The sequence below is a fragment of the Pseudomonas fluorescens NCIMB 11764 genome (assembly GCF_000293885.2).
GTDB classification, from domain to species: domain Bacteria; phylum Pseudomonadota; class Gammaproteobacteria; order Pseudomonadales; family Pseudomonadaceae; genus Aquipseudomonas; species Aquipseudomonas fluorescens_B.
In genome coordinates, this window is sequence record NZ_CP010945.1 from 3,272,880 (window position 1) to 3,293,725 (window position 20,846).

The following is a 20,846-nucleotide window of genomic DNA, read 5'->3' on the forward strand; positions in this document are numbered from 1 at the left end:
CGAAAATATGAGAATTTCCGATTTCACACCGCCAGCGGCTAATCTGTCGGTCGATTTCAATGTTGTGACCAACGCACCTTTACCAACTGAAATGCCCCTCGAGGCTCAGGCCGCTTTTTCCCTCGCGCAATTGCTGGAGCGTTCGGCAAAGGTATTGAATCGCAATCTTGAAAATATGCTCAAGTGCCAACCGGCCGCCAAAAAAATGGTTGAGAACCTGTTGGCTGGCGGAGCGGCGCAAACCCTCATCGCGGAGTTTGGCGAGCGGGTTCAAACGAAAGACCTTCGCTGGCAAATGTGGGCACAGTATTTACCCCAATATGGTGCGGTGATGACGCATTGCCGGGAAACCCTGCCGATGGAACAGCGTCAGCGCCTTGATGCTGCGCAGGAAACTATCTTGCTCGGCCTGGGAGCAGGACAACCGCTGCCAACGCAAATCGACGAGAAGTTCAGTCAGAGTGTCAGTTCGTCTGATGATTTCTTCGACAAACTGCTCGAATTGATCGACCTGATCAAGAACGGCTACCTGGCCGGTTATGAACATATCATCAAGGCTTACTCGGACTTCTTTGCCGATTTCAACAAAGACATTACCGCAATGATGAAGGAGTGGATTGAAGGCACGAATGACGGGAAGGAAGTCGAAATAAACGCGGGCGCGATCAGGATCGCTTTGCAGAAGCTGATTGAAAAGTACTCACCTCCGAATCCGACGGCAGTATTGTTCCCGGCCCCAGGCATGGGCGGTGCTACAAAGGAGGAAGCAGAAAAATGGCTTAAAGCGTTAGGCTTGCCGGCCTCCTGCCTCCACCAGAACAATGACGGTACGTACAGCGTGGTCATGGACCTTAGCCCGTTGATCACCATGAGGGACAGTCTGCCACCTGACGTTTACGAGATTATTTGGGACACCGCCAAATTCCAGGCCTGGCAAACCGGCTTCAATGCCCAGGAAGAACGCATGAAAAACATGCTGCAATCCTTCACCCAGAAGTACTCCAACGCCAACTCCTATCATGACAACTTCAACAAGACGTTGTCTGCTCATCTTAGTCAGTATGCGGACATGCTTAAGGCGATGTTGAATTTCTGATCTAAGAAGTTTTTACGAAATACGTGGTTTTAAATGTTTATAACAGACGCGGTTTCGAACCTGTCAGGTCGGAGCTGTGTCTGTTGTTCTGTGGTTTCGATTGATAGCGGTGATCAGGATGCGGAGTAGTGATCTTGAAATTGAATGTCAGGTAATAAAAACCTTGTCGGATTATCTTTCGGTGGGCCACGGGGCAATCAAAACCAGTTCGCGGTTGGTGGAGGATTTGTATTTCGATTCCATGAGTATTATCGAGGTTGTCATGATGCTTAATGAAACATTTGGCGTCGAATTACCTGCCGTCGCGGTGTCCGAATGGAACACGGTCGCGGATATTCGAAATTCGGTGATACGTGTAAGGGGCGTATGATGCCGGGTGGTGCGGGCTTCTTATTTTTAAGTTTGACAGGCGTTTAAATGATTAATGGTGTTGGCGGAAGTTCTCACGTTCTAGCGGTGTCTAATATGCATTTGGCTGGCGCTGTTTTGCATGAGGTATTGCCATCGTATGAAAGACTGGATGTTCGAAGTGAATATTTTCTGGGTGATTTTTTAAGTCTTCACGGTGCACAGATCGGTAGGGATAGCGATGTTAGAGAAATGATGACCTATCATTCAGATAATAGTGATTGGTCCATTACTCCAGCGTGTAAAGAACAGTTGATGAGTGCGCTGATGGACCTTGTGCCTGAAGGCGGCAGTCAGGTGCATAATCGTGTTTTTCTTGATGCGATACGCGATTGGTATCAGGGTTTGGATAGTGCAAGTAAAGTCGATAATTACACAGCGGCTAAAGATCACTTGGGATCACAATAGCAAGGTCGTTTCACTTGTTCAAAGCGAAATGTCTCGGCAGATTATCTGGTCAGGATGAGGGTAATCCACTTTCAGATGGTAAGGGCTTCGATTGTGCAATGTACCAGCACTCGCTGCATCATTTCCCCAGTGCGGAAATTCAGCAGGAAAGTCTGGCACGAATTTCCGAACTTCTAAATGATGGAGGCGTACTGACAATAACAGAACATAACAGCGTTTTAGGCGGGCATGAGCTTGACTTGATGCATATGGTGCTGCAAGTGTATGTGGAACTTCATCAGAATCCGGATATTTCAAGCTCGGAGTTGGAGGCTGTATTCAATGAGTTTGTTGAAAAAGAAACGCCCGCTAATTTTTCTCCCAAACAAGACTTGTCGATATGGCGCAAAAAGTCGGGCTGACGCCGAGCAGCGTAACTGCGGTGGGAGAAAAGGCTGACCGAACTTACTCGATGACTTTCGTTAAAGACGGAGGGCTGCGCCTGGATCGCGATCGTTCATTCGAAGCGCTTGTTGATCCGGATTCATTAAAGGCCGGTATGAAAAAGTTTGAGACATCTTCTATGTTTAGTGGGAGTCGATCTTTGGATGGGATGTTTTAACCTGTAGTCAGTGGCTGTGTGTAAACCGAGCTGATTGAATGTGTTATGGCGAATGCCTGGTTTGGAGCCAAGGCTTTTCAATCTGCAGTGCTCACGGCACTGCAGATTTTTTGTGTGGCAAGGCTGTTTTGTGACTTTGAGTGGTGCGATTTTCCAAAGACTTTTATTGTAGAAATGGGCCTACATGCTTAGTCGTATATTCCTCTTTTGTCTGTGGCGTTTTCCTACGGAATTGTCTCTACCAACTTTCTATAGTCGCGCAGCTTTCATCTTCAAGCCGGTTCAATAACGGCTTGATCGCGCTTCAGTACCTTTCTATAGAGAAGTCTCCGAGTATGGACAGTGCCACTGATCAATCGCCATTCAGGTCGTTCGTTTTCGACCGTTGGCTACTGCAAAGCGATGGAACGCTGATGCGAGACGGACATGGAGTTCACGTCCCCCCCAAAGAGCTGAACGTACTGCGCCTGCTGCTCGGTTCGGCCGGCACAGTGATCAGCAAGGATTATTTGCTCGACATGGTATGGCCCGATGCCGATGCCGCCGAGGAATCGTTGACTCGCTGCATTTATGCCTTGCGCAAGCTGCTCAAGGAGAACAAGGATTTCATTGCGACGGTGTACGGCCAGGGTTACCGATTCACTTGTCCGGCTGTCGAACTCGACGGGCCGAGCCAGGCGAGAACGTCAGCACCCTCGCTGGCCGTTTTGCCTTTTCGCCATCTGCACGAGTCAGCCGCACTGGATTTGCAGGACGCAATGACCCGCCAGTTGTCCATGGCATTCGGCGATGCGCTGCACGTCATCCCCTCAGGTTTGATGGCTGCTTATGGCCAGTCGACCGACGCCCGTTATCTGGTCGAGCGTTTGAAGCCTGACTTTTACCTCAGCGGTCGTTGCACGCTCCGGGATGACCCGTCGCAATGGTCAATCGAGTTGATCCGTAGCAGCGATCATGTGCTGCTTCATGGACAAAGCGTGGGCGGAGGGGACCTGGGGGAGGGGCTCGGTGCATTGACCTGTCTTGTTGCCCAGCGCCTACCGGGACTGCGTCCTTCTGAAAGGGGCTGTGCTTCCTATCCGGCCCTGGTCGCCTATCTCAATGGTTTGTGCAATGTAGAGCGGCACACGCCACAAAGCCTGCGCGATGCGCTGGTGCAGTTTCGATACAGCCTGCAACTGGATGACCGTTATGCCCCTGTCTGGCGTGGCGTGGCCGATGTCTGGCTGGGCCAGGCGATGCTCGGGTTATGTGAGCAGGGGCATGCACTGGATGAAGCTCATCTGGCAATTTCCAGGGCGTTGCCGCTGGACCCGGGGAGTACGCAAACCATCGCGCGGCTAGCCCTGCTGACCAGCCTTCGCGGATGCGAGGAGGCTGCGCAGGTGCTTTTTCAGTGCTGCCTGTCGAGCGCCGATCAGGCTGATGTTCATTACTTTCACGCCTGGCATCACTGGTATTGGCAGCGCCATGATCTGGCGATTCAAAGCATCGACAAGTGTCTGCGCCACGACGCGAACTGCATGCGGGCGCAGATTTTGCGGGTACGTATCGCCCTTGTCGGTGATCCCCAGGAAGCCGTGATGATGCATCGCGCAATGCAAGGCAACCGGCAAGCCGCGTCGTTTGACAGCGGCAGGCGGTTGGCATGATCCGCTGGGGCACTGGCGGCCTTCTGATGCTGATGTCTCTGGGTGCGGTTCCGGCGTATGCCTATTGTTGGGTCTCGGCGGGGCAGCAACATGCCATCGAGCCCGAGCTGCTTCAGGCCATTGCCGACGTCGAGTCGGGACAAATGGCGGACGCGATGAATTACAACAAGAATGGCACCCGCGATATCGGGCTGATGCAAATCAACAGCAGTCATCTGCACCGACTGAGCGCACAGGGCATTACCGAGCAGCGTCTGTTGGATGAGCCTTGTCTGTCGGTCGAAGTCGGGGCGTCGGTGCTGGCCGGTTTTGTATCACTTTATGGCTACAACTGGACGGCCGTGGGGGCCTATAACGCCGGCAATGCTCCGGGTCGGCAGGCGGCCCGTCTGCGTTATGCGCGCAAGGTCTGGCAACGCTACCAGACCTTGATGCCAAACACGCTTGCGCAGCCGCAGGACCTACTGGAGAAAACCCCGCGGCGTTAGCCCGGTCCATTCGGGTGGGATTCTGATCCCGCCCGGGGCCGTTCGGCAGAATTCGATCAGGAACTTCCCGGGCAGCGCTTCTAGGATGGGTTTTCATTCACTGCCTGGAACGTGATCGGTGACAGAACTGTCAGCCCCCCCTCTACAGCCCTGTGTTCTGCGGATCCTCAACGGCCCGCTTCAGGGGTGCGAATTCCCGCTTGGTGAGCCTCGAACGCTGTTCATTGTCGCACCGCTCGATTTGTTGGGCCGAGAAGCTCATTCAATCAGCGTTCCCGAGGATGCCATCTTCATTCCCTTGGACGCGGGCGGCTGCAATTTCGAGGTGCTGCTGGCAGACGGCGGGCAGGGCGGTGTGACCTTGCGACTGCTCAACGAGCACGGAGAAACCCGGCAGTGCGAATTCCAGCATCTGGAGCAGATCGGTGACTTGCAGGTGGCCTTGCGCGGTGAAGACCAAGGCTGGGCACCTGAACTCCTCGGCAAACAGCCCCTTTCTTTGACCGAAACGACTGCCCGCCACTGGCCGCAGCCAACCCTCGTCAAATGGGGCGGCGCAGGGTTGGCCCTCGTGCTGCTGATCACTTCGTTAGGCTTTTGGTCAGTGCCCGAGCCGGCGCCCGAAACCGATGTTCGCAGCCTGATCGGCGGCGCCAGTGCCGAGGTCGACGTGGTGCAGGGGCGGGACAAAACGGTTTACGTGTTTGTCGCTTCCGAGCGGGACGCCGGTTGGAGCCGGCAGGTGTTGATGCGCAACAACGGGGTGTCCGGCAAGGTGTTGGTGATCGATCAGGAGCGCCGTCGGCTGGAGAAACTGCTGGTCGACCACGACCCGCAACTGGCCTGGCATTCCCTCGACCTCAAGGACCCCGCGGTGCCGCGGCTGCTGCTCAGTGCCCAGCGCAATCTGCTCACGCCGCAAATGCAGGCGCAACTGCTCGACGTCTTGCTCAAGGCCGCGCCCTACGCTCGGGAAGTGACGGTTCAGGTCCAGGACGACAACCTGCTGGCAGACTTGGCCGAACAAGGGTTGCGTCGCCTTTCTCTGGCGTTCGACCGCGTCGGGCACGACGACAGTGTCACGTTCGCCATCGAAGGCGATTTGCAGGATTCCGAGTTGGCTGCGGCTCGCCAATACGTCGACGGCTTTTATCGGCAGTGGGGTGATCGCTACGTGAACTTCGCTGTCGCGCTCAAGGATGACTCGCTCAAGGGCAAGTCGTTTCAAACCGGCCCTCAGGGCTACATCAAGATGACGTCGTCGTCTTGGCATTTTCCCAAGTAAATCTAGAAGGTGACACATGTCTGGTATCGATTTCCCAATCGACTTTCACGATGATTTTCTCGGACGTCAGGCCGAAGCGTTCGAAAACGGTGCAGCAGGGCTCAAGACTGCTTTGGACAAGGCACTGGAGGATCTCAAGCTGGATGCGTCAGATCCCGGGAAGCTGGCGGCTTACCAGACCGCATTCTCCTCCTACACCGTATTCCGAAACGCCCAGACCAACACGATCAAGGGCTTCAAGGACATCGACATGGCGATCATCCAGGCCGCTCGCTGATTCCATTCCTTTTGACTGGCCATCGTTGTTCGGTGGCCATTTTCATGAGTGCACTGCATGTCTATTCAAAGCATTTCCCGTTCGTTCATTGAGCCCACGGCCGTTACTGAACTGCGCAGCCTGCAGGAAGGCCCGATCGTTTCCCTTGAAAATCGACTGATCGACGCGTTCGCCGGTGCAGCGGTCAACAGCGGCCAGGACGTGTCGTCGATCAATCAACTGATGCAGCGCCCTGATATCACCAGCCCCGAAGTATTGGCGCAGCTGCAGGAGCAAATGGGGCAATACAACGTCGACATCAATTTGCTCAACGTGTTGGTCCGTAAGGCCGTGAGCACCGCCGAAACGTTGTTGCGCGCGTCATGAGGGCGGGTGCGTTGCTGATGTTCCTGTGTCTGGCGTTGGTCGGCTGCCGGCAGCCGAGTCTGCTGGAAGGGCTCGATCAACAGCAGGCCAACGAAGTGCTTTCGGTCCTGCAACGCAACAACATCGCGGCGACGAAAGTCGACGCCGGCAAAACCGGGTACGCGGTGAAAATCAACCCGGTCGATTTCTCCGCCGCTGTCGATTTGCTCAACCTCTATTCGCTGCCGTCCAGGCCACGACTGCAAGTGGCGGAGATGTTTCCCAGCGATTCGCTGGTCGCTTCCCCCAGGGCTGAAAAGGCACGGCTTTACTCGGCGCTGGAACAGCGAATCGAACAGTCCCTGGGTCTGCTCGAAGGTGTGGTGTCGGCGCGGGTCCATGTCAGTTATGACCTGGATGCCGGTGAAGGCGGACGCAAGGCCGGGCCCATTCACCTGGCGGCCGTGGCCATTCATGAGCGAGACATCGAGCCACAGTTGCTGATTACCGACATCAAGCGCTTTCTCAAAAACAGTTTTGCCGCCGTCGAGTACGCAAACATCTCGGTGGTGTTGTCACAGCGCTCGCCCACGCAGCACGTCGCGCCGTCGATGTCAGCAACGCAAAGTGATTCGCGCCCGTTCTGGCTGCTGGCGTCGTTGGCGGCGGTGCTGTTGGCAGGTTGCGCAGGGTTAGGTTATCGACTGTTGAAAGGGGCGCCGCGTGACATCGTGCGCTGAACGCCTGCGGCGGATTCTTGCGGCGCCGCTGGATTATGTGCACCCGCAGCGGTTGAACATACCGATGGGGTTTGACAGCCCCGATGCTCGGCGCGTGCTCAACCGGATGCTTCTGGAAGGGCTTGGCGAGCAAGGACCATGGCCCCCGATGCCGCTGACGGCCGTCGCACAGCAGTGGATCCGGCAGTGGCGACAATTGCCTTACATCGCGTGCCTGATGGGTGCCTGGCGACTGTGTCCACAGCTCGCGCGAGGCGGTGCATTGCAGCAGTTGCCGATGCCGTTACGTCAATTCGCCAATTGCAGACCGGGGCCTCGCGCCAGCGTGCCGCTTGAGTCGTCATCGGAACCGTTGAAGCAGGTTGAAGCGGCGGGCTTCAACGCGCTGTCGGGTTTGTCCGGGTTCCTGCCGCCGCTGCTGCTCGAGCGGCTGGCGTTGCAATTCTCTCCACACGTGGTCGGCCTGCACACCCAGTGGCCGGCAACAGAAGCCGATCCGGCTCTTTTCTTTCTGGCGGTGCAGCATGCTCGACTCCATCCGAATCCTGACTGATGTGCCGGCATCGAGTGATGCCCACGTGGCTCGCGCAGACCTCGACGCGGCGCGCCAGCGGCGCTCATTACAGCAACAGGCGCAACGCCGGGCCCGTGAATGCGTCGAGCAGGCTCAATCTGAAGCCCAGGCCATTCGTGCCCAGGCGTTTCAGGAGGGTTATGCAAATGGCATTCTGCGCGCCGCCGAAAACCTGGCGAACGGTTTGCTCGAGTCGCAGACGCTCGGGCTGCAGTTGCGCAAGGATCTGGCTCAGGCCGCGCGTCAGTTACTGCAAGAATTGCTGACGCGCGTTGAATGGCTGGATGAAATGCTCGAGCGCTGGCTGACGGAGCGGTCCGACACCGGGGCGCCGCTGCAGGTGGTGCTGCCTGCGCGCTGCAAACCTCAAGGTCAGGCGCTGCGGCTGCGCTTGCAAGGACTTTGGCCTGGCGCACTGGTGCTCGACTATCAACCCGAGGAGCGTTACGTGTTCCGTCTGTCCGATCAATTGCTTGAGTTTGATATCGAATCGGTCTGCCAACGACTGGAGCCACAGTTGTTGGCCCGACTGGGAAATCTGCCCGAGTCGGTGCGATGTCTCGATCAGGCCTCGATGATGCGTTTGGGTGAGCTGTGTTCAGGTTTCGGTACGAATTCTGTCGGAGGTGTGGAATGAAGATTGAAACGGTGATGAACACTCATCGGCTTGAGCAGATGTCTGCGGTCGTGCCGCTTGACTCACGCCTGTTGCAGGCGTCCGGCATAGCGCCCGATGTCAACGGCAGCAAGCGACCCGGCCCGGACCCCGAATTCGATGAGTTGTATCAGCGGCTATTGGCAATGGAGGGGCAGGGGGAAAAGGCCATCTACGAGTTCCTGCGTTCGCTGCGTGGCACGGACGGAGTCACACCGGCGTATCCAAGTGCGAAGGCGTTGATGGCTGTGACGCTGCAATTATTGGTTCGCTTGAAAGACGACGGGTTGGAAAAAACACAGCTCTATAAGGAGATCAAAGGCGCCAACGGTATGGCCTTCAGCATGAATGTGTTTGTCATGAGCTACACACGCGATGTGTTCCAGCCGATGGGCGACGATGCATGGGAAAAGAGCGAGTGGTGAGGAAGGGAAAACAACCCGCATAACAATAAAAGAGAGGATACAAGGATGACATTGATTGCTGGCTCGGCAGTAAGGGGTACTGCATTACCAGACTTAACTCTCACATCGGCAGGTAATCCGACGCCGCGTAACGAGTCGGTGGCGCTTGATCCATCAACACTCGTTGCATCGTCGCGTTTTTCAGCACTCGCATTGGGGACGCCCAGGCAAGTGGCTGCTGGCATGCAGCGGGTGAATCGTGAAGTGACCCTTCAGATGGAGGAATGCTACAGGCCATTGGGTGAGACAGAACGGATTGTGGTTGGGCGGGTCAACGCATTCATTGAGCGTGGGCATCTGCCCGAGGAACTTGTCGATGAGTCACTGTTTGCACGGGTAATTGAGTTGAATGCTGCAGATACCGGGCAAACCCATGAAAGTCGAATGCAAACCGTGCTTCAGGCGGGCATGGAGTGGCTGGACGCGGTCAAGGGGCCCGGACTCAATCTACTCAATGTCGCTGGGCGTACAGGATTGATCGTTGCGTTGACGGTGGTGCTGCGCCAGGTCGTTGCCTACCACGTCGAACAATCTCTGCGCGAAGGCGATTCACCTGAGGCCGGCCGAGCGTGGGCAATGGTCGCAATGACAATGATCGGCCCGGCGCTGACCTTGATCGGAGCGATTCGAAATGAGTGTGACGGTACGGCGAATCTATCGTCGCGCCTGGGGCGTGTGTGCATGGCCAGCATCACGATGGGTGCCCTGATTGCGGCGCACCTCACAGGCGCGTCTGACAAGTTGCTTCCGGCGGTCGTCGGCGGGTCGATTTATACAGTGGCCAGAGGCTTGGCCAATGTTTTCATTCCATTACAGGACAATGCCGGCTCCGCCAACGCGGCAACCACCGGCGTAGCGACCGCAGCTTATGGCGCGGCGCAGTTTTTTCTGGCAGAACTGGGGCAGCTGGCACCGCTGAGTGGTGCGGCCCGAGCCACGGCAGAGCTTGGTTACAGTCTGGGCGCGGATGCTATCCAGGGCGTGCTCAATGGCTTCGGCATTGTTGTGGACGACGTCATTTCCATTCTTTGCAAAAGTTCGCACGTGTTATCTCCAGACCCTGGGTGGGACTCGGTGTTTTCCGATCCGGAAGCTTTGCGGCAAATGGTCCTGGAGGTCCGAGCGGAGGTCCGGCGACCGACCCGGACGCAGTTGGCGGATGCGCTGCTTGATATCGGGGCGTTACGTCTTTCGGCGGGGCACGCCATCGCTTTGGTCATGGGCGCGGTAGCGTCGTTGCTGAGCAGTTCCAGGGTCGATGACGGTGACCAGGGCCATATCATGAGCGGCTGTCTCGCTCTGATGGCGATGATTATTTACTTTCCGCTGGTCTTTGGCAGTGCCAAACGCACCGATAACACCTACACACTGCAGGAGACGGTGGTTCCTTGAGCCCGGGCAAAGAGATCGCCTGTGCCGGTCAACCCCGGCTATAATCGCCGCCACTTTTCATTGCCCAGAGTCAAACCCGCCCATGTACACCCTGGCCCGTCAGCTGTTGTTCAAACTTTCCCCGGAAACCTCCCACGATCTGTCCCTGGACCTGATCGGCGCGGGCGGGCGTTTGGGCCTCAACGGCTTGCTGTGCAAGGCTCCGGCGAAGATGCCGGTGACGGTCATGGGGCTGGACTTCCCGAACCCGGTAGGCCTGGCGGCGGGCCTGGACAAGAACGGCGCGGCCATTGATGGTTTTGCGCAACTGGGTTTCGGTTTTGTCGAAATCGGCACCATCACCCCGCGTCCGCAGCCGGGCAACCCGAAACCACGGATTTTCCGCCTGCCGGAAGCCGAGGCGATCATCAACCGCATGGGCTTCAATAACCTCGGCGTCGATCACCTGCTGGCCCGCGTGGCAGCGGCCAAGTACAAGGGTGTGCTGGGCATCAACATCGGCAAGAATTTCGATACGCCGGTCGAACGCGCGGTTGACGATTACCTGATCTGCCTGGACAAGGTCTACGCCCACGCCAGCTACGTGACGGTCAACGTCAGCTCGCCGAACACGCCAGGCCTGCGCAGCCTGCAATTCGGAGACTCGCTCAAGCAGTTGCTGGCTGACCTGGCGACCCGTCGTGCGGAGCTGGCTTTGCGCCACGGCAAGCACGTACCGCTGGCCATCAAGATCGCACCGGACATGACCGACGAAGAAACCGCTCAAGTCGCGCAAGCGCTGATCGAAACCGGGATGGATGCGGTGATTGCCACCAACACCACCCTGAGCCGCGTCGGTGTTGAAGGCATGGAGCACGGTGACGAGGCGGGCGGCTTGTCCGGCGCACCGGTTCGCGACAAGAGCACCCACACCGTAAAAGTGCTGGCCGCAGAATTGGCCGGTCGCTTGCCGATCATCGCTGTGGGTGGCATCACCGAAGGCAAGCATGCAGCCGAGAAAATCGCGGCGGGTGCGAGCCTTGTTCAGATCTACTCTGGATTCATCTACAAAGGCCCGGCGCTGATTCGTGAATCCGTCGACGCCATCGCGGCGCTGCGCTGAAGGGCTCTTGTGGCGAGGGGATTTATCTGTGGCGAGGGAGCTTGCTCTCGCTCGGCTGCGAAGCAGTCGTAAACCCTGCAACCGCATTTTACCTGACATTCCGGATTGACCCGTTCCGGGGCCGCTTCGCAGCCCAGCGGGAGCAAGCTCCCTCGCCACAAAAGCAGATTTCGGATTCCAGGTAATTTGCAGGCATAAAAAAGGGCTCCTCGAAGGAGCCCCTGGGCCGGAGCCCGCCGCCCGGATGGGGCGTGCGTGGTAAGTCGTTCAGTAATCAGGTTGTCGTGTCGGAGTGTGTGCCCTGTGTTAGCCGACGGCGTGAAGTTCGTTGAGTCTGTGGATTCCCGCAGTGCCGGTCATACCGTCCCAGTTGTCGCCGCGTCCTTCTCGCCAGCCGTTAATCCAGGCTTGGCGTACCGACGGTAGAGTAAATGGGCAAAGCTCACGGGATTTGCCACCAACGCCATATTGATATCCGCGCAAAAATGCTCTTTCCAACGGATCACGCTTAAGTCTTCTCATAGGGTGTTGCCCTCACTTGTTGACTGTATTTATCGCGTTGACCTCAATCGAGGTCTGGCAGAAATGTCTGCCGTTGGGGGGCTCGCTGCCGGCGTGGCGAGCCAGGGTGTTGACGTCCGTTGTGGCGCCAACCTGTGTTGAGTTCTAACCAATGCGTCACATCGAGGGAATGATCATTTTGTCATAAGGACGTAACCATAAAGATGCTATGGCCATAAGTAACACGATGTTTGCCCCGTATTTATTGGTCAAAGCCCTGTATGATCGGCCCTCCGCAAGATGATGGGGTTAATCCTTTAGTGAGAATGGCTCGTGTTGCGTCGAGGCATTATTCGACGAAGGGTCAACTTATGACATTTTGTTGCTTCAACTTTTTTATCTGCCCGTGCATCTAAGCTCTTCTAACCCGAGCAGCACGGGTGGGACGGCACACCTTCGTGCCACGCGGGCGCTCTTTTAGAAAAGCGCCTGATTGAAAACCGGGCCGGCAATGCGTTGCCGGTCCACTTAGCCAAAGGCTCTGGAATTACCATGTCCGATCGTTTCGAACTCTTCCTCACTTGCCCCAAAGGCCTTGAAGGCCTGCTGATCGAGGAAGCCGTCGGGCTTGGCCTTGAAGAAGCGCGTGAGCACACCTCTGCCGTGCGCGGCATGGCGACCATGGAAACCGCTTATCGCCTGTGCCTGTGGTCGCGTCTGGCGAACCGGGTACTGCTGGTGCTCAAGCGTTTCCCGATGAAAGATGCCGAGGACCTGTACCACGGCGTGCTCGATATCGAGTGGCAAGACCACATGCTCAACGACGGCACCCTGGCCGTCGAGTTCAGCGGCCATGGCTCGGGTATCGACAACACCCACTTCGGCGCCTTGAAAGTCAAAGACGCCATCGTCGACAAACTGCGCACCCCGCAGGGCGACCGCCCGTCCATCGACAAACTCAACCCGGACCTGCGCATTCACCTGCGTCTGGACCGTGGCGAAGCCATTCTCTCCCTCGACCTCTCCGGCCACAGCCTGCACCAGCGCGGCTATCGCTTGCAGCAGGGCGCGGCGCCGCTGAAGGAAAACCTCGCGGCGGCCATCCTGATCCGTTCCGGCTGGCCACGTATTGCGGCCGAGGGCGGCGCACTGGCTGACCCGATGTGCGGTGTTGGTACGTTCCTCGTCGAAGCGGCGATGATCGCTGCCGACATGGCGCCGAACCTGCGTCGTGAGCAGTGGGGTTTTACTGCCTGGCTCGGTCACGTACCGGCGCTGTGGAAAAAGCTGCACGAAGAAGCCACCGAGCGCGCCGCGGCCGGCCTGGCCAGGCCACCGCTGTGGATTCGCGGTTACGAAGCCGATCCCCGCCTGATTCAGCCGGGCCGCAACAACGTCGAACGCGCCGGCCTGAGTGAGTGGATCAAGATCTACCAGGGCGAAGTCGGCACCTTCGAACCACGTCCGGACCAGAACCAGAAAGGCCTGGTGATCTGCAACCCGCCGTATGGCGAGCGTCTGGGCGACGAGGCGAGCTTGCTCTACCTCTACCAGAACCTTGGCGAGCGCCTGCGTCAGGCCTGCCTGAACTGGGAAGCGGCGGTGTTCACCGGCGCCCCGGATCTCGGCAGGCGCATGGGCATCCGCAGCCACAAACAGTATTCGTTCTGGAACGGCGCGTTGCCGTGCAAGCTGTTGCTGATCAAGGTCACCCCGGACCAGTTCGTCACCGGTGAACGTCGCACCCCGGAACAGCGTCAAGTCGAGCGCGAACAAGCTGAAGTCGAAGTCGCCGACAACGATGTGGCGCCGGGCAAGTACGAGAAGTACAACAAGAACGGCAACCCGATCAAACCGGCCCCGGTAGTCGTCGAGCAGCCGCGCTTGAGCGAAGGCGGGCAGATGTTTGCCAATCGCCTGCAAAAAAATCTCAAGGCGCTGGGCAAGTGGGTCAAGCGTGAAGGCATCGACTGCTACCGCGTCTACGATGCCGACATGCCGGAATATTCGATGGCCATCGATCTGTACCAGGATTGGGTCCACGTCCAGGAATACGCCGCGCCGAAATCCATCGACCCGGAAAAAGCCTCGGCCCGCATGTTCGACGCCCTGGCAGCCATTCCGCAGGCGTTGAACATCGACAAGAGCCGCGTGGTGGTCAAGCGTCGCGAACGTCAGAGCGGCACCAAGCAATACGAGCGTCAGGCCGCGCAGGGCAAGTTCGTCGAGGTCAACGAAGGTGGCGTGAAGCTGCTGGTCAACCTCACCGACTACCTCGACACCGGGCTGTTCCTCGACCACCGGCCAATGCGCATGCGCATTCAGAAAGAGGCAGCCGGCAAGCGCTTCCTCAACCTGTATTGCTACACAGCGACCGCCAGCGTCCACGCGGCCAAAGGCGGCGCGCGCAGCACCACCAGCGTCGACTTGTCGAAAACCTACCTTGACTGGGCGCGTCGCAACCTGTCGCTGAACGGTTTCTCCGACAAGAACCGTCTGGAGCAGAGCGACGTGATGGTCTGGCTCGACGCCTGCCGTGACGAGTTCGACCTGATCTTCATCGACCCGCCAACCTTCTCCAACTCCAAGCGCATGGAAGGGATTTTCGACGTGCAGCGTGACCAGGTGCAACTGATCGACCTGGCGATGGCACGACTGGCGCCGGGGGGCGTGTTGTACTTCTCCAACAACTTCCGCAAGTTCGCCCTTGAGGAAAATCTCACCGAGCGTTACGCGGTCGAGGAAATCACGGCGCAGACCATTGATCCGGATTTTGCCCGCAATGTGAAGATCCACCGGGCCTGGAAAATCATGGCACGTTGACGCTTTCCGGCATTGGATCCACAGAGCCTTGATTTTTAAAGGCTCTTGGCTTCTTTCAGTGCTGGTCAAATTGATGGCTAATAGCTATAACTCAAGGCATGGCCAATGGGCTTTTCCGGCACCTGGCGTTTTGAGTTGCCTCTATGTCGCTGCACGCCGTGCGCCCCAAGATCCTGGGTTTTATCAGTGAAGATGTTTCGGCCTGGCTGGTCGCGCTGCTGGTATTGATCATCGGCGGAGTGCTTACGGGGCTGTTGGCCTGGTCGACCCTGAACCTGTTTCACCAGCAATTGCGGCAACGTTTCCAACTGATGGCCAGTGAACGTTACAGCCGTATCGAAGAGCGTTTTGAAGATCAGGAGCAGCGCCTCGACGGCCTGCGCCGGTTCTTCGCCAATTCCGATGACGTCGACCGCGAGGAATTCAACGGTTACACCCAACCTCTGCTGCACCGAACCCAGGCGTATTCGTTTGCGCGGCGGGTCAGCGGTGCCGAGCGCGCGGAATTCGAGCGCCAGGTGCGCGAGGAAGGTTTATCCGATTTCAGCATTCGTGAGCTCAACGCCGAAGGCCAGCTGCAACTGGCGGCCGAACGGGATGAATACGTGGTGGTGGTATATAGCCAGACGCAAAGCCGGCTCGGCTCGCCGTTGGGTTACGACTTGCTCGCGCAACCCCTGCGCCGCTCCACCCTGGAACGGGCCGACCAGAATACCCGGATGGCGGTGTCGCAGCCGCTGCACCTGGTCAGTATCGAGCCGGCGTATGCCCGGGGCGTGCTGCTGGTCGCGCCGGTCATCTCCCGCGACAGTCCGGGGTCCAAACCCTACGGTTACGTGATGGCGGTGATCAGCATGCGTCAGTTGCTGGCCGACGGGCTGCCGGAGGCGGGACACGATTACCTGTCGGTGCGCATCCTCGACCTGTCCACCGAGGATCAACACGAAGTGCTCTATGAATCCCCCAACGGACCTGCCGTCAGTGAGTTGGCCGCGACCCGATTGCTGGGGCTTGCCGATCACGATTATCAAGTCGATATCCAGCCAAGCGAAGCGTTCCTGCAAGCCAACCATTCTTCGGTCACCAGCGTGGTGGTGTTGGGTGGTTTGCTCAGCCTGATGCTCAGCGCGCTGCTTTATGTGCTGGTCAGCCAGCGCCAGCGGGCGTTGAGCATGGTGGAACAGCGGACCGAGGAGCTGCGCGCTCGTGAGCAGGAACTGCGCGGCACCCATGGTCAGCTGCGCGGCGTGCTGAATGCCGCGACTCAGGTGGCGATCATCGCCACCGACCTGCGCGGCGTCATCAGCACGTTCAACGCCGGAGCGGAGCAGATGCTCGGCTACTCCAGCATGGACGTGGTGGGCCACATGACCCTGGAAAACCTGCACCTGCCCCGGGAATTGGCGGCGCGCTCGGCGGAATTGAGCGCGCGCTACGGCAAGCCGATTCCGACCTGCCAGGCCATGTTGGTCGAGGGCGGCGAGGAGGGCGGTCACGAAGCGCGGGAGTGGACCCTGGTTCGCGGCGACGGCAGCCATTTGACGGTGAACATGCTGGCGACCCCGGTGCTCGACGAGCAAGGGCTGTGGGTCGGGCACCTGGCAATCTGTATCGACGTCACCGAGCGCAAGCGGGTGCATGAGGCGCTCGCCGCACGGGATTTGCTATTGAAAAAACTCAGCGCCCATGTGCCCGGCGGGATCTACCAGTTCAAGATGGAATTCGACGGACGCTTCAGTGTGATCTACGCCAGTGATGGCATTCGCGAGATTTACGAACTCGAACCGGACGTGTTGCTGCTCAACGCTGAAGCGATTTTCACCCGGATCCATCCCCAGGACACCACCCGGGTTCGCGCCTCCATCCGGGCCTCGGCAGACACGCTCAGCCCGTGGCGCGAAGAATACCGTGTGCTGCTGCCGGTGCGTGGCCTGCGCTGGGTCCGGGGTGAAGCGACTCCGGAAGAGCTGCCCGGCGGTGGCGTGCTCTGGCATGGCTACATTTCGGACATCTCCGACCTGAAACGGGTGGAAGAAGAGCTGCGGGCGCTGTCGATTACCGACTCGCTGACCGGGATCCACAACCGCCGCTACTTCCAGGAGCGCCTGACCTCCGAAATGGCCCGGGTCGAGCGCGGTGGCGGCGAATTGTCGGTGATCATGCTCGACATCGACCACTTCAAACGCATCAATGACCAGCACGGACATGCAGTGGGCGATCGGGTGTTGCAGGCCGTTTGCGAGCGTATCGGCCATCGGCTGCGTCGCACCGACGTGTTCTGTCGCCTGGGCGGCGAGGAGTTCATGGTGCTCTGCCCGGATATCGACGGCGAGCAGGCGTATGGGTTGGCGCTGGAGTTGTGGCAAGGATTGCGCAGCTCGCCGATCGAGGACGTCGGGATCGTTACCGCGAGTTTCGGGATCGCCAGCTGGCGCGTCGACGAGGGCGCGGATGCGTTGCTGCTGCGGGCAGACTCGGGGGTGTATGCGGCGAAGCAGGCGGGACGGGATCGGGTTCAGGGCGAGATGAATTAACCCCGGCCGTACACACTCCCCCCTGTGGGAGCTAGCCTGCTAGCGATAGCGGTGTGTAAGTCAATACATATGTCGACTGACACACCGCTATCGCTAGCAGGCTAGCCCACATTGGATTTTCGGTGTTTACAACACCGAAGCCGTATCAGGCAGTTTCGGCTGGCGATACAAGTCCAGCAGCACCTGGTCCAGCACCGACGACGCACCAAACGGTGCCTTGTCGTTGAGGATCGCCACCACCGCCCAGGTATTGCCGTTGACGTCGCGGCTGTAGCCTGAGATCGCACGCACAGTGTTCAGGGTGCCGGTCTTGACGTGGGCTTCACCGCGCATCGCCGTCGTCTTCAGGCGTTTGCGCATGGTGCCGTCGGTGCCGGCAATCGGCATCGAGCTGATGAACTCGGCAGCGTACGGGCTGCGCCATGCGGCTTGCAGCATCGCGGCCATTTCACGCGCACTGACACGTTCTGCGCGGGAGAGGCCGGAACCGTTCTCCATCACCAGGTGCGGCGCGGTGATGCCTTTCTTCGCCAGCCACTGACGGACTACGCGTTGGGCCGCCTTGGCGTCGTCGCCGTCGGCGTCGGTGCGGAATTTCTGCCCCAGGCTCAGGAACAACTGCTGAGCCATGGTGTTGTTACTGTATTTGTTGATGTCACGGATGATTTCCGCCAGGTCCGGGGAGAAGGCGCGAGCCAGTACCTTGGCATCTTTTGGCGTGGGTGCCAGAACGTCCTTGCCCTGAATGCTGCCACCCAGTTCTTTCCAGATTGCCCGGACCGCGCCAGCGGTATAAGTCGAGTGGTCGAGCAGCGACAGGTAAGTCTGGGAACTGCAGCCCTCGCCCAGTTGACCGCCGACGGTCACGTTCACGGTGCCATCGGCCTGGGTCACCGGGTTGTAACGCACGCCACCGGTGCATTGCTTGGAGTTGACGGCCTTGACCTGGTTTTCGATGCGGATGCTGGAGATCGGCGGCTCGACCGAAATCAGCACCCGACCGTTGTCGTTGCGCGCCACGAAGCGCAGGGCCTTGAGGTTGACCAGCAGCGAGTCGGGTTTGACCAGGAACGGCTTGTTCTCGTCATTGCCGTCATCGTTGAACTCGGGCAATTGCGGTTGCACGAAGAAGCCACGATCCAGCACCAGGTCGCCGGTGACTTGGGTCACACCGTTGGCGCGCAGGTCGCGCATCAGCAGCCAGAGTTTTTCCATGTTCAGTTTCGGGTCGCCGCCACCCTTGAGGTAGAGGTTGCCGTTGAGAATGCCGCCGCTGAGCGTGCCGTCGGTGTAGAACTCGGTTTTCCACTGGTGGTTCGGGCCGAGCATTTCCAGCGCGGCGTACGTGGTGACGAGTTTCATGGTGGAGGCCGGGTTGACCGAGACGTCAGCATTGAAAATGGTCGGCGTGCCTGGACCGTTGAGCGGGATCATCACCAGTGACAGGGCGTTGTCCTGCAGCTTGCTGGCCTTCAGGGCTTTTTCGACGTTGGGCGACAGGCCGGTGTTGATGGAGGCGGCGGAAACGGGGAGGGCCAGGGGGAGAAGTAGACTGGCCAGCAACAATGGACGCAAAGATTTGATCATGTGAAATAAAACCCTACAGCCGAGGGGAAAAAAGACGAGGGCATGAAGATAAATTCCCTCAGTGGTCATGAAAGTGTCGACATTATGCCCCAAGGTGTAGCGGCTTGTGCCGTGCCCCGGCCACCTTATCCGCTATTTTTTACCGGCGGTAACGTGTCGAGCCCAGAGAATCGGGCAAATGGCGGCTTAAACTGCTAAAGTGCCGCCCGTTATTACTTATGAGGATTGTTCCAATGGCGACTAACCGTTCCCAGCGTCTGCGCAAAAAACTGTGCGTCGATGAATTTCAAGAGCTGGGTTTCGAACTGAACCTGGATTTCAAAGAAGATTTGGCTGATGAAGCCATTGATGCTTTCCTCGACGCGTTCCTGAAAGAAGCCATGGAAGCCAACGGTCTGGGCTATGTTGGCGGCGACGACTTCGGTCTGGTTTGCCTGCAGAAGCGTGGCTCGGTGTCCGAAGAGCAGCGTGCTGCTGTTGAAGCCTGGCTCAAAGGCCGCAGCGAACTGACTGAAGCCACCGTCAGCCCGCTGATCGACGTCTGGTACCCGGAAAAGCCGATCAATCCGGTAGCTTGATGTCATGAAAAACGGCGACCCGCGGGTCGCCGTTTTTTTATGTGAAAATCTTTTGCTCTTTCAGGCTTTACGCCCATTCAGAATCACCAGCGTCAACACCCCCGCCACAATCCCCCAGAATGCCGAACCGATGGAAAACAGCGTCAGCCCCGACGCCGTGACCATAAAGGTGATCAACGCCGCTTCACGTTCCTTCACTTCGGCCATGGCAATGCTCAAGCCATTGATGATCGAACCGAACAGCGCCAGCGCCGCAATCGACAGCACCAGTTCTTTTGGCAACGCCGCGAACAACGCCGCCAGCGTCGCGCCGAAGACCCCGGCGATCCCGTAGAAAATCCCGCACCAGACCGCCGCCGTATAACGCTTGTTGCGATCCTCGTGGGCATGCGGGCCGGTGCAGATCGCCGCGCTGATGGCGGCCAGGTTGATCCCGTGGGAGCCGAACGGCGCCAGCAGCAACGAGGCGATGCCCGTCGTGGTGATCAGCGGCGAGGCCGGTACCGTGTAGCCGTCGGCGCGCAGCACGGCGATGCCCGGCATGTTCTGCGAGGTCATCGCCACGACGAACAGCGGGATGCCGATGCTGATGGTCGCGGCCAGGGAAAAGTGCGGCGTGGTCCAGACCGGTGTCGCCACTTCCAGGTGAAACGCACTGAAATCCAGCAGCCCCATGAACCCTGACAGCGCCGTACCGATGAGCAATGCAGCGAGTACGGCGTAGCGCGGCGACAGACGCTTGACCACCAGGTACGTGAAGAACATTCCCAATACCAGTGCAGTGCGATGCTGGGCTGCGACGAAAATTTCGCTGCCGATCTTGAACAGAATCCCCGCCAGCAACGCCGCGGCCAATGACGCCGGAATCTTCTTCACCAGGCGTTCGAAGCTACCGGTCAAGCCACAAACTGTCACCAGCACCGCGCAGGTGATGTAGGCGCCAATGGCTTCGCCGTAGCTCACACCGCCCAGGCTGGTGATCAGCAACGCCGCGCCGGGTGTCGACCAGGCGATGGTGATCGGCGTGCGATAACGCAGGGACAGGCCGATCGAGCACACCGCCATGCCAATGGAGATCGCCCAGATCCACGAAGAAATCTGCCCACTGGTCAGGCCTGCCGCTTGCCCGGCCTGGAACATCAGCACCAGGGAACTGGTGTAGCCGGTCATCATCGCGATAAATCCTGCAACGATGGCGGAAGGGGACGTATCCGCCAACGGGCGGAGCTGCGTGTGCGTGGCGTCGTTCATGACAGCGGTGTTCCTTCATGCGTACGAAAATATCCACAGCAACGCAAGAAATCTTGCAGGAGCCGGTTTTTGGCTACTGCAGGAG

The 20,846-nt window shown here is 58.5% G+C and carries 22 protein-coding genes; 19 read left to right on the forward strand and 3 right to left on the reverse strand.

Features of this window, described 5'->3' with window-relative positions:
- Window positions 1-7: 7 nt before the first annotated feature.
- The 16 genes from B723_RS15050 to B723_RS15115 all read left to right on the forward strand — a co-directional run bounded on the left by B723_RS15050 (window position 8) and on the right by B723_RS15115 (window position 11,487).
- A complete protein-coding gene (locus B723_RS15050) occupies window positions 8-1,096 on the forward strand; it encodes an IpaD/SipD/SspD family type III secretion system needle tip protein (RefSeq protein WP_017337489.1) in 1,089 nt (362 codons plus the stop codon).
- 76 nt (window positions 1,097-1,172) lie between these two features.
- Complete coding sequence (locus B723_RS15055; protein ID WP_238588322.1) at window positions 1,173-1,466, forward strand: acyl carrier protein; 294 nt, start codon at window positions 1,173-1,175, stop codon at window positions 1,464-1,466.
- 47 nt (window positions 1,467-1,513) lie between these two features.
- A complete protein-coding gene (locus B723_RS32970; RefSeq protein ID WP_144425231.1) occupies window positions 1,514-1,912 on the forward strand; it encodes a hypothetical protein in 399 nt (132 codons plus the stop codon).
- A 14-nt stretch (window positions 1,913-1,926) separates the two neighbouring features.
- Complete coding sequence (locus tag B723_RS15060; RefSeq protein WP_144425232.1) at window positions 1,927-2,313, forward strand: class I SAM-dependent methyltransferase; 387 nt, start codon at window positions 1,927-1,929, stop codon at window positions 2,311-2,313.
- On the forward strand, window positions 2,292-2,513 hold the full coding sequence (locus B723_RS32975; RefSeq protein ID WP_144425233.1) for a hypothetical protein: 222 nt from the start codon (window positions 2,292-2,294) through the stop codon (window positions 2,511-2,513). Before B723_RS15060 ends, B723_RS32975 begins: the two co-directional genes overlap by 22 nt.
- A gap of 413 nt (window positions 2,514-2,926) precedes the next feature.
- Window positions 2,927-4,165, forward strand: a complete 1,239-nt coding sequence (locus B723_RS15065) for a winged helix-turn-helix domain-containing protein (protein WP_238588323.1) — start codon at window positions 2,927-2,929, stop codon at window positions 4,163-4,165.
- A gap of 26 nt (window positions 4,166-4,191) precedes the next feature.
- On the forward strand, window positions 4,192-4,653 hold the full coding sequence (locus B723_RS15070) for a transglycosylase SLT domain-containing protein (protein WP_144425234.1): 462 nt from the start codon (window positions 4,192-4,194) through the stop codon (window positions 4,651-4,653).
- A 118-nt stretch (window positions 4,654-4,771) separates the two neighbouring features.
- Window positions 4,772-5,938, forward strand: coding sequence for a PrgH/EprH family type III secretion apparatus protein (locus B723_RS15075; protein ID WP_031318610.1), 1,167 nt, complete (start codon window positions 4,772-4,774; stop codon window positions 5,936-5,938).
- A gap of 16 nt (window positions 5,939-5,954) precedes the next feature.
- Window positions 5,955-6,215 carry a type III secretion system needle filament subunit SctF gene (sctF, locus tag B723_RS15080; protein ID WP_017337497.1) on the forward strand — a complete coding sequence of 87 codons (261 nt, stop codon included), beginning with the start codon at window positions 5,955-5,957 and terminating at the stop codon, window positions 6,213-6,215.
- A gap of 57 nt (window positions 6,216-6,272) precedes the next feature.
- A complete protein-coding gene (gene sctI, locus B723_RS15085) occupies window positions 6,273-6,581 on the forward strand; it encodes a type III secretion system inner rod subunit SctI (protein WP_017337498.1) in 309 nt (102 codons plus the stop codon).
- Window positions 6,578-7,300, forward strand: coding sequence for an EscJ/YscJ/HrcJ family type III secretion inner membrane ring protein (locus B723_RS15090; protein WP_017337499.1), 723 nt, complete (start codon window positions 6,578-6,580; stop codon window positions 7,298-7,300). Before sctI ends, B723_RS15090 begins: the two co-directional genes overlap by 4 nt.
- Window positions 7,284-7,853 (forward strand): secretion system protein, encoded by a 570-nt coding sequence (locus B723_RS15095; RefSeq protein WP_031318611.1) that lies wholly within the window; start codon window positions 7,284-7,286, stop codon window positions 7,851-7,853. The genes B723_RS15090 and B723_RS15095 overlap by 17 nt, the downstream gene beginning before the upstream one ends.
- Entirely contained in the window at window positions 7,825-8,511 is a 687-nt protein-coding gene (locus tag B723_RS15100) for a hypothetical protein (protein WP_017337501.1), read from the forward strand. Before B723_RS15095 ends, B723_RS15100 begins: the two co-directional genes overlap by 29 nt.
- Entirely contained in the window at window positions 8,508-8,954 is a 447-nt protein-coding gene (locus B723_RS15105) for a hypothetical protein (protein WP_017337502.1), read from the forward strand. Before B723_RS15100 ends, B723_RS15105 begins: the two co-directional genes overlap by 4 nt.
- Before the next feature lie 45 nt (window positions 8,955-8,999).
- Window positions 9,000-10,385: a hypothetical protein gene (locus B723_RS15110; protein ID WP_238588324.1), complete on the forward strand. Its 1,386-nt coding sequence runs from the start codon at window positions 9,000-9,002 to the stop codon at window positions 10,383-10,385.
- Between the two features lie 82 nt (window positions 10,386-10,467).
- Complete coding sequence (locus B723_RS15115) at window positions 10,468-11,487, forward strand: quinone-dependent dihydroorotate dehydrogenase (RefSeq protein WP_017337504.1); 1,020 nt, start codon at window positions 10,468-10,470, stop codon at window positions 11,485-11,487.
- A 306-nt stretch (window positions 11,488-11,793) separates the two neighbouring features.
- Here the strand turns inward: B723_RS15115 and rmf are convergent, their stop codons facing one another.
- Window positions 11,794-12,009: a ribosome modulation factor gene (gene rmf, locus B723_RS32250; RefSeq protein WP_003223300.1), complete on the reverse strand. Its 216-nt coding sequence runs from the start codon at window positions 12,007-12,009 to the stop codon at window positions 11,794-11,796.
- A 531-nt stretch (window positions 12,010-12,540) separates the two neighbouring features.
- Between rmf and rlmKL the strand changes: the two genes are divergently transcribed.
- The gene (gene rlmKL / locus B723_RS15120) at window positions 12,541-14,811 is read left to right on the forward strand and encodes a bifunctional 23S rRNA (guanine(2069)-N(7))-methyltransferase RlmK/23S rRNA (guanine(2445)-N(2))-methyltransferase RlmL (protein ID WP_017337505.1); all 2,271 of its coding nucleotides are present in this window, start codon (window positions 12,541-12,543) and stop codon (window positions 14,809-14,811) included.
- Between the two features lie 143 nt (window positions 14,812-14,954).
- Complete coding sequence (locus B723_RS15125; RefSeq protein ID WP_017337506.1) at window positions 14,955-17,345, forward strand: sensor domain-containing diguanylate cyclase; 2,391 nt, start codon at window positions 14,955-14,957, stop codon at window positions 17,343-17,345.
- A 126-nt stretch (window positions 17,346-17,471) separates the two neighbouring features.
- On the opposite strand, the gene dacB is transcribed toward B723_RS15125, so the two are convergent.
- Complete coding sequence (gene dacB / locus B723_RS15130) at window positions 17,472-18,932, reverse strand: D-alanyl-D-alanine carboxypeptidase/D-alanyl-D-alanine endopeptidase (RefSeq protein WP_017337507.1); 1,461 nt, start codon at window positions 18,930-18,932, stop codon at window positions 17,472-17,474.
- Between the two features lie 233 nt (window positions 18,933-19,165).
- Here dacB and B723_RS15135 point away from each other — a divergent pair, with 233 nt between their 5' ends.
- The gene (locus B723_RS15135) at window positions 19,166-19,510 is read left to right on the forward strand and encodes a YggL family protein (protein WP_007896965.1); all 345 of its coding nucleotides are present in this window, start codon (window positions 19,166-19,168) and stop codon (window positions 19,508-19,510) included.
- A 60-nt stretch (window positions 19,511-19,570) separates the two neighbouring features.
- On the opposite strand, the gene B723_RS15140 is transcribed toward B723_RS15135, so the two are convergent.
- Entirely contained in the window at window positions 19,571-20,761 is a 1,191-nt protein-coding gene (locus B723_RS15140; RefSeq protein WP_017337508.1) for a benzoate/H(+) symporter BenE family transporter, read from the reverse strand.
- Window positions 20,762-20,846: the final 85 nt, after the last annotated feature.

Coding starts and splice junctions, on each gene's coding strand:
- rmf (WP_003223300.1), bottom strand. CDS start 12,009: ATGAGAAGACTTAAGCGTGATCCGTTGGAAAGAGCATTTTTGCGCGGA.
- B723_RS15125 (WP_017337506.1), top strand. CDS start 14,955: ATGTCGCTGCACGCCGTGCGCCCCAAGATCCTGGGTTTTATCAGTGAA.
- dacB (WP_017337507.1), bottom strand. CDS start 18,932: ATGATCAAATCTTTGCGTCCATTGTTGCTGGCCAGTCTACTTCTCCCC.
- B723_RS15140 (WP_017337508.1), bottom strand. CDS start 20,761: ATGAACGACGCCACGCACACGCAGCTCCGCCCGTTGGCGGATACGTCC.
- B723_RS15115 (WP_017337504.1), top strand. CDS start 10,468: ATGTACACCCTGGCCCGTCAGCTGTTGTTCAAACTTTCCCCGGAAACC.
- B723_RS15050 (WP_017337489.1), top strand. CDS start 8: ATGAGAATTTCCGATTTCACACCGCCAGCGGCTAATCTGTCGGTCGAT.
- B723_RS15135 (WP_007896965.1), top strand. CDS start 19,166: ATGGCGACTAACCGTTCCCAGCGTCTGCGCAAAAAACTGTGCGTCGAT.
- rlmKL (WP_017337505.1), top strand. CDS start 12,541: ATGTCCGATCGTTTCGAACTCTTCCTCACTTGCCCCAAAGGCCTTGAA.
- B723_RS15110 (WP_238588324.1), top strand. CDS start 9,000: ATGACATTGATTGCTGGCTCGGCAGTAAGGGGTACTGCATTACCAGAC.
- sctF (WP_017337497.1), top strand. CDS start 5,955: ATGTCTGGTATCGATTTCCCAATCGACTTTCACGATGATTTTCTCGGA.
- B723_RS15070 (WP_144425234.1), top strand. CDS start 4,192: ATGCTGATGTCTCTGGGTGCGGTTCCGGCGTATGCCTATTGTTGGGTC.
- B723_RS15065 (WP_238588323.1), top strand. CDS start 2,927: ATGCGAGACGGACATGGAGTTCACGTCCCCCCCAAAGAGCTGAACGTA.
- sctI (WP_017337498.1), top strand. CDS start 6,273: ATGTCTATTCAAAGCATTTCCCGTTCGTTCATTGAGCCCACGGCCGTT.
- B723_RS15090 (WP_017337499.1), top strand. CDS start 6,578: ATGAGGGCGGGTGCGTTGCTGATGTTCCTGTGTCTGGCGTTGGTCGGC.
- B723_RS15105 (WP_017337502.1), top strand. CDS start 8,508: ATGAAGATTGAAACGGTGATGAACACTCATCGGCTTGAGCAGATGTCT.
- B723_RS15100 (WP_017337501.1), top strand. CDS start 7,825: ATGCTCGACTCCATCCGAATCCTGACTGATGTGCCGGCATCGAGTGAT.
- B723_RS32970 (WP_144425231.1), top strand. CDS start 1,514: ATGATTAATGGTGTTGGCGGAAGTTCTCACGTTCTAGCGGTGTCTAAT.
- B723_RS32975 (WP_144425233.1), top strand. CDS start 2,292: ATGGCGCAAAAAGTCGGGCTGACGCCGAGCAGCGTAACTGCGGTGGGA.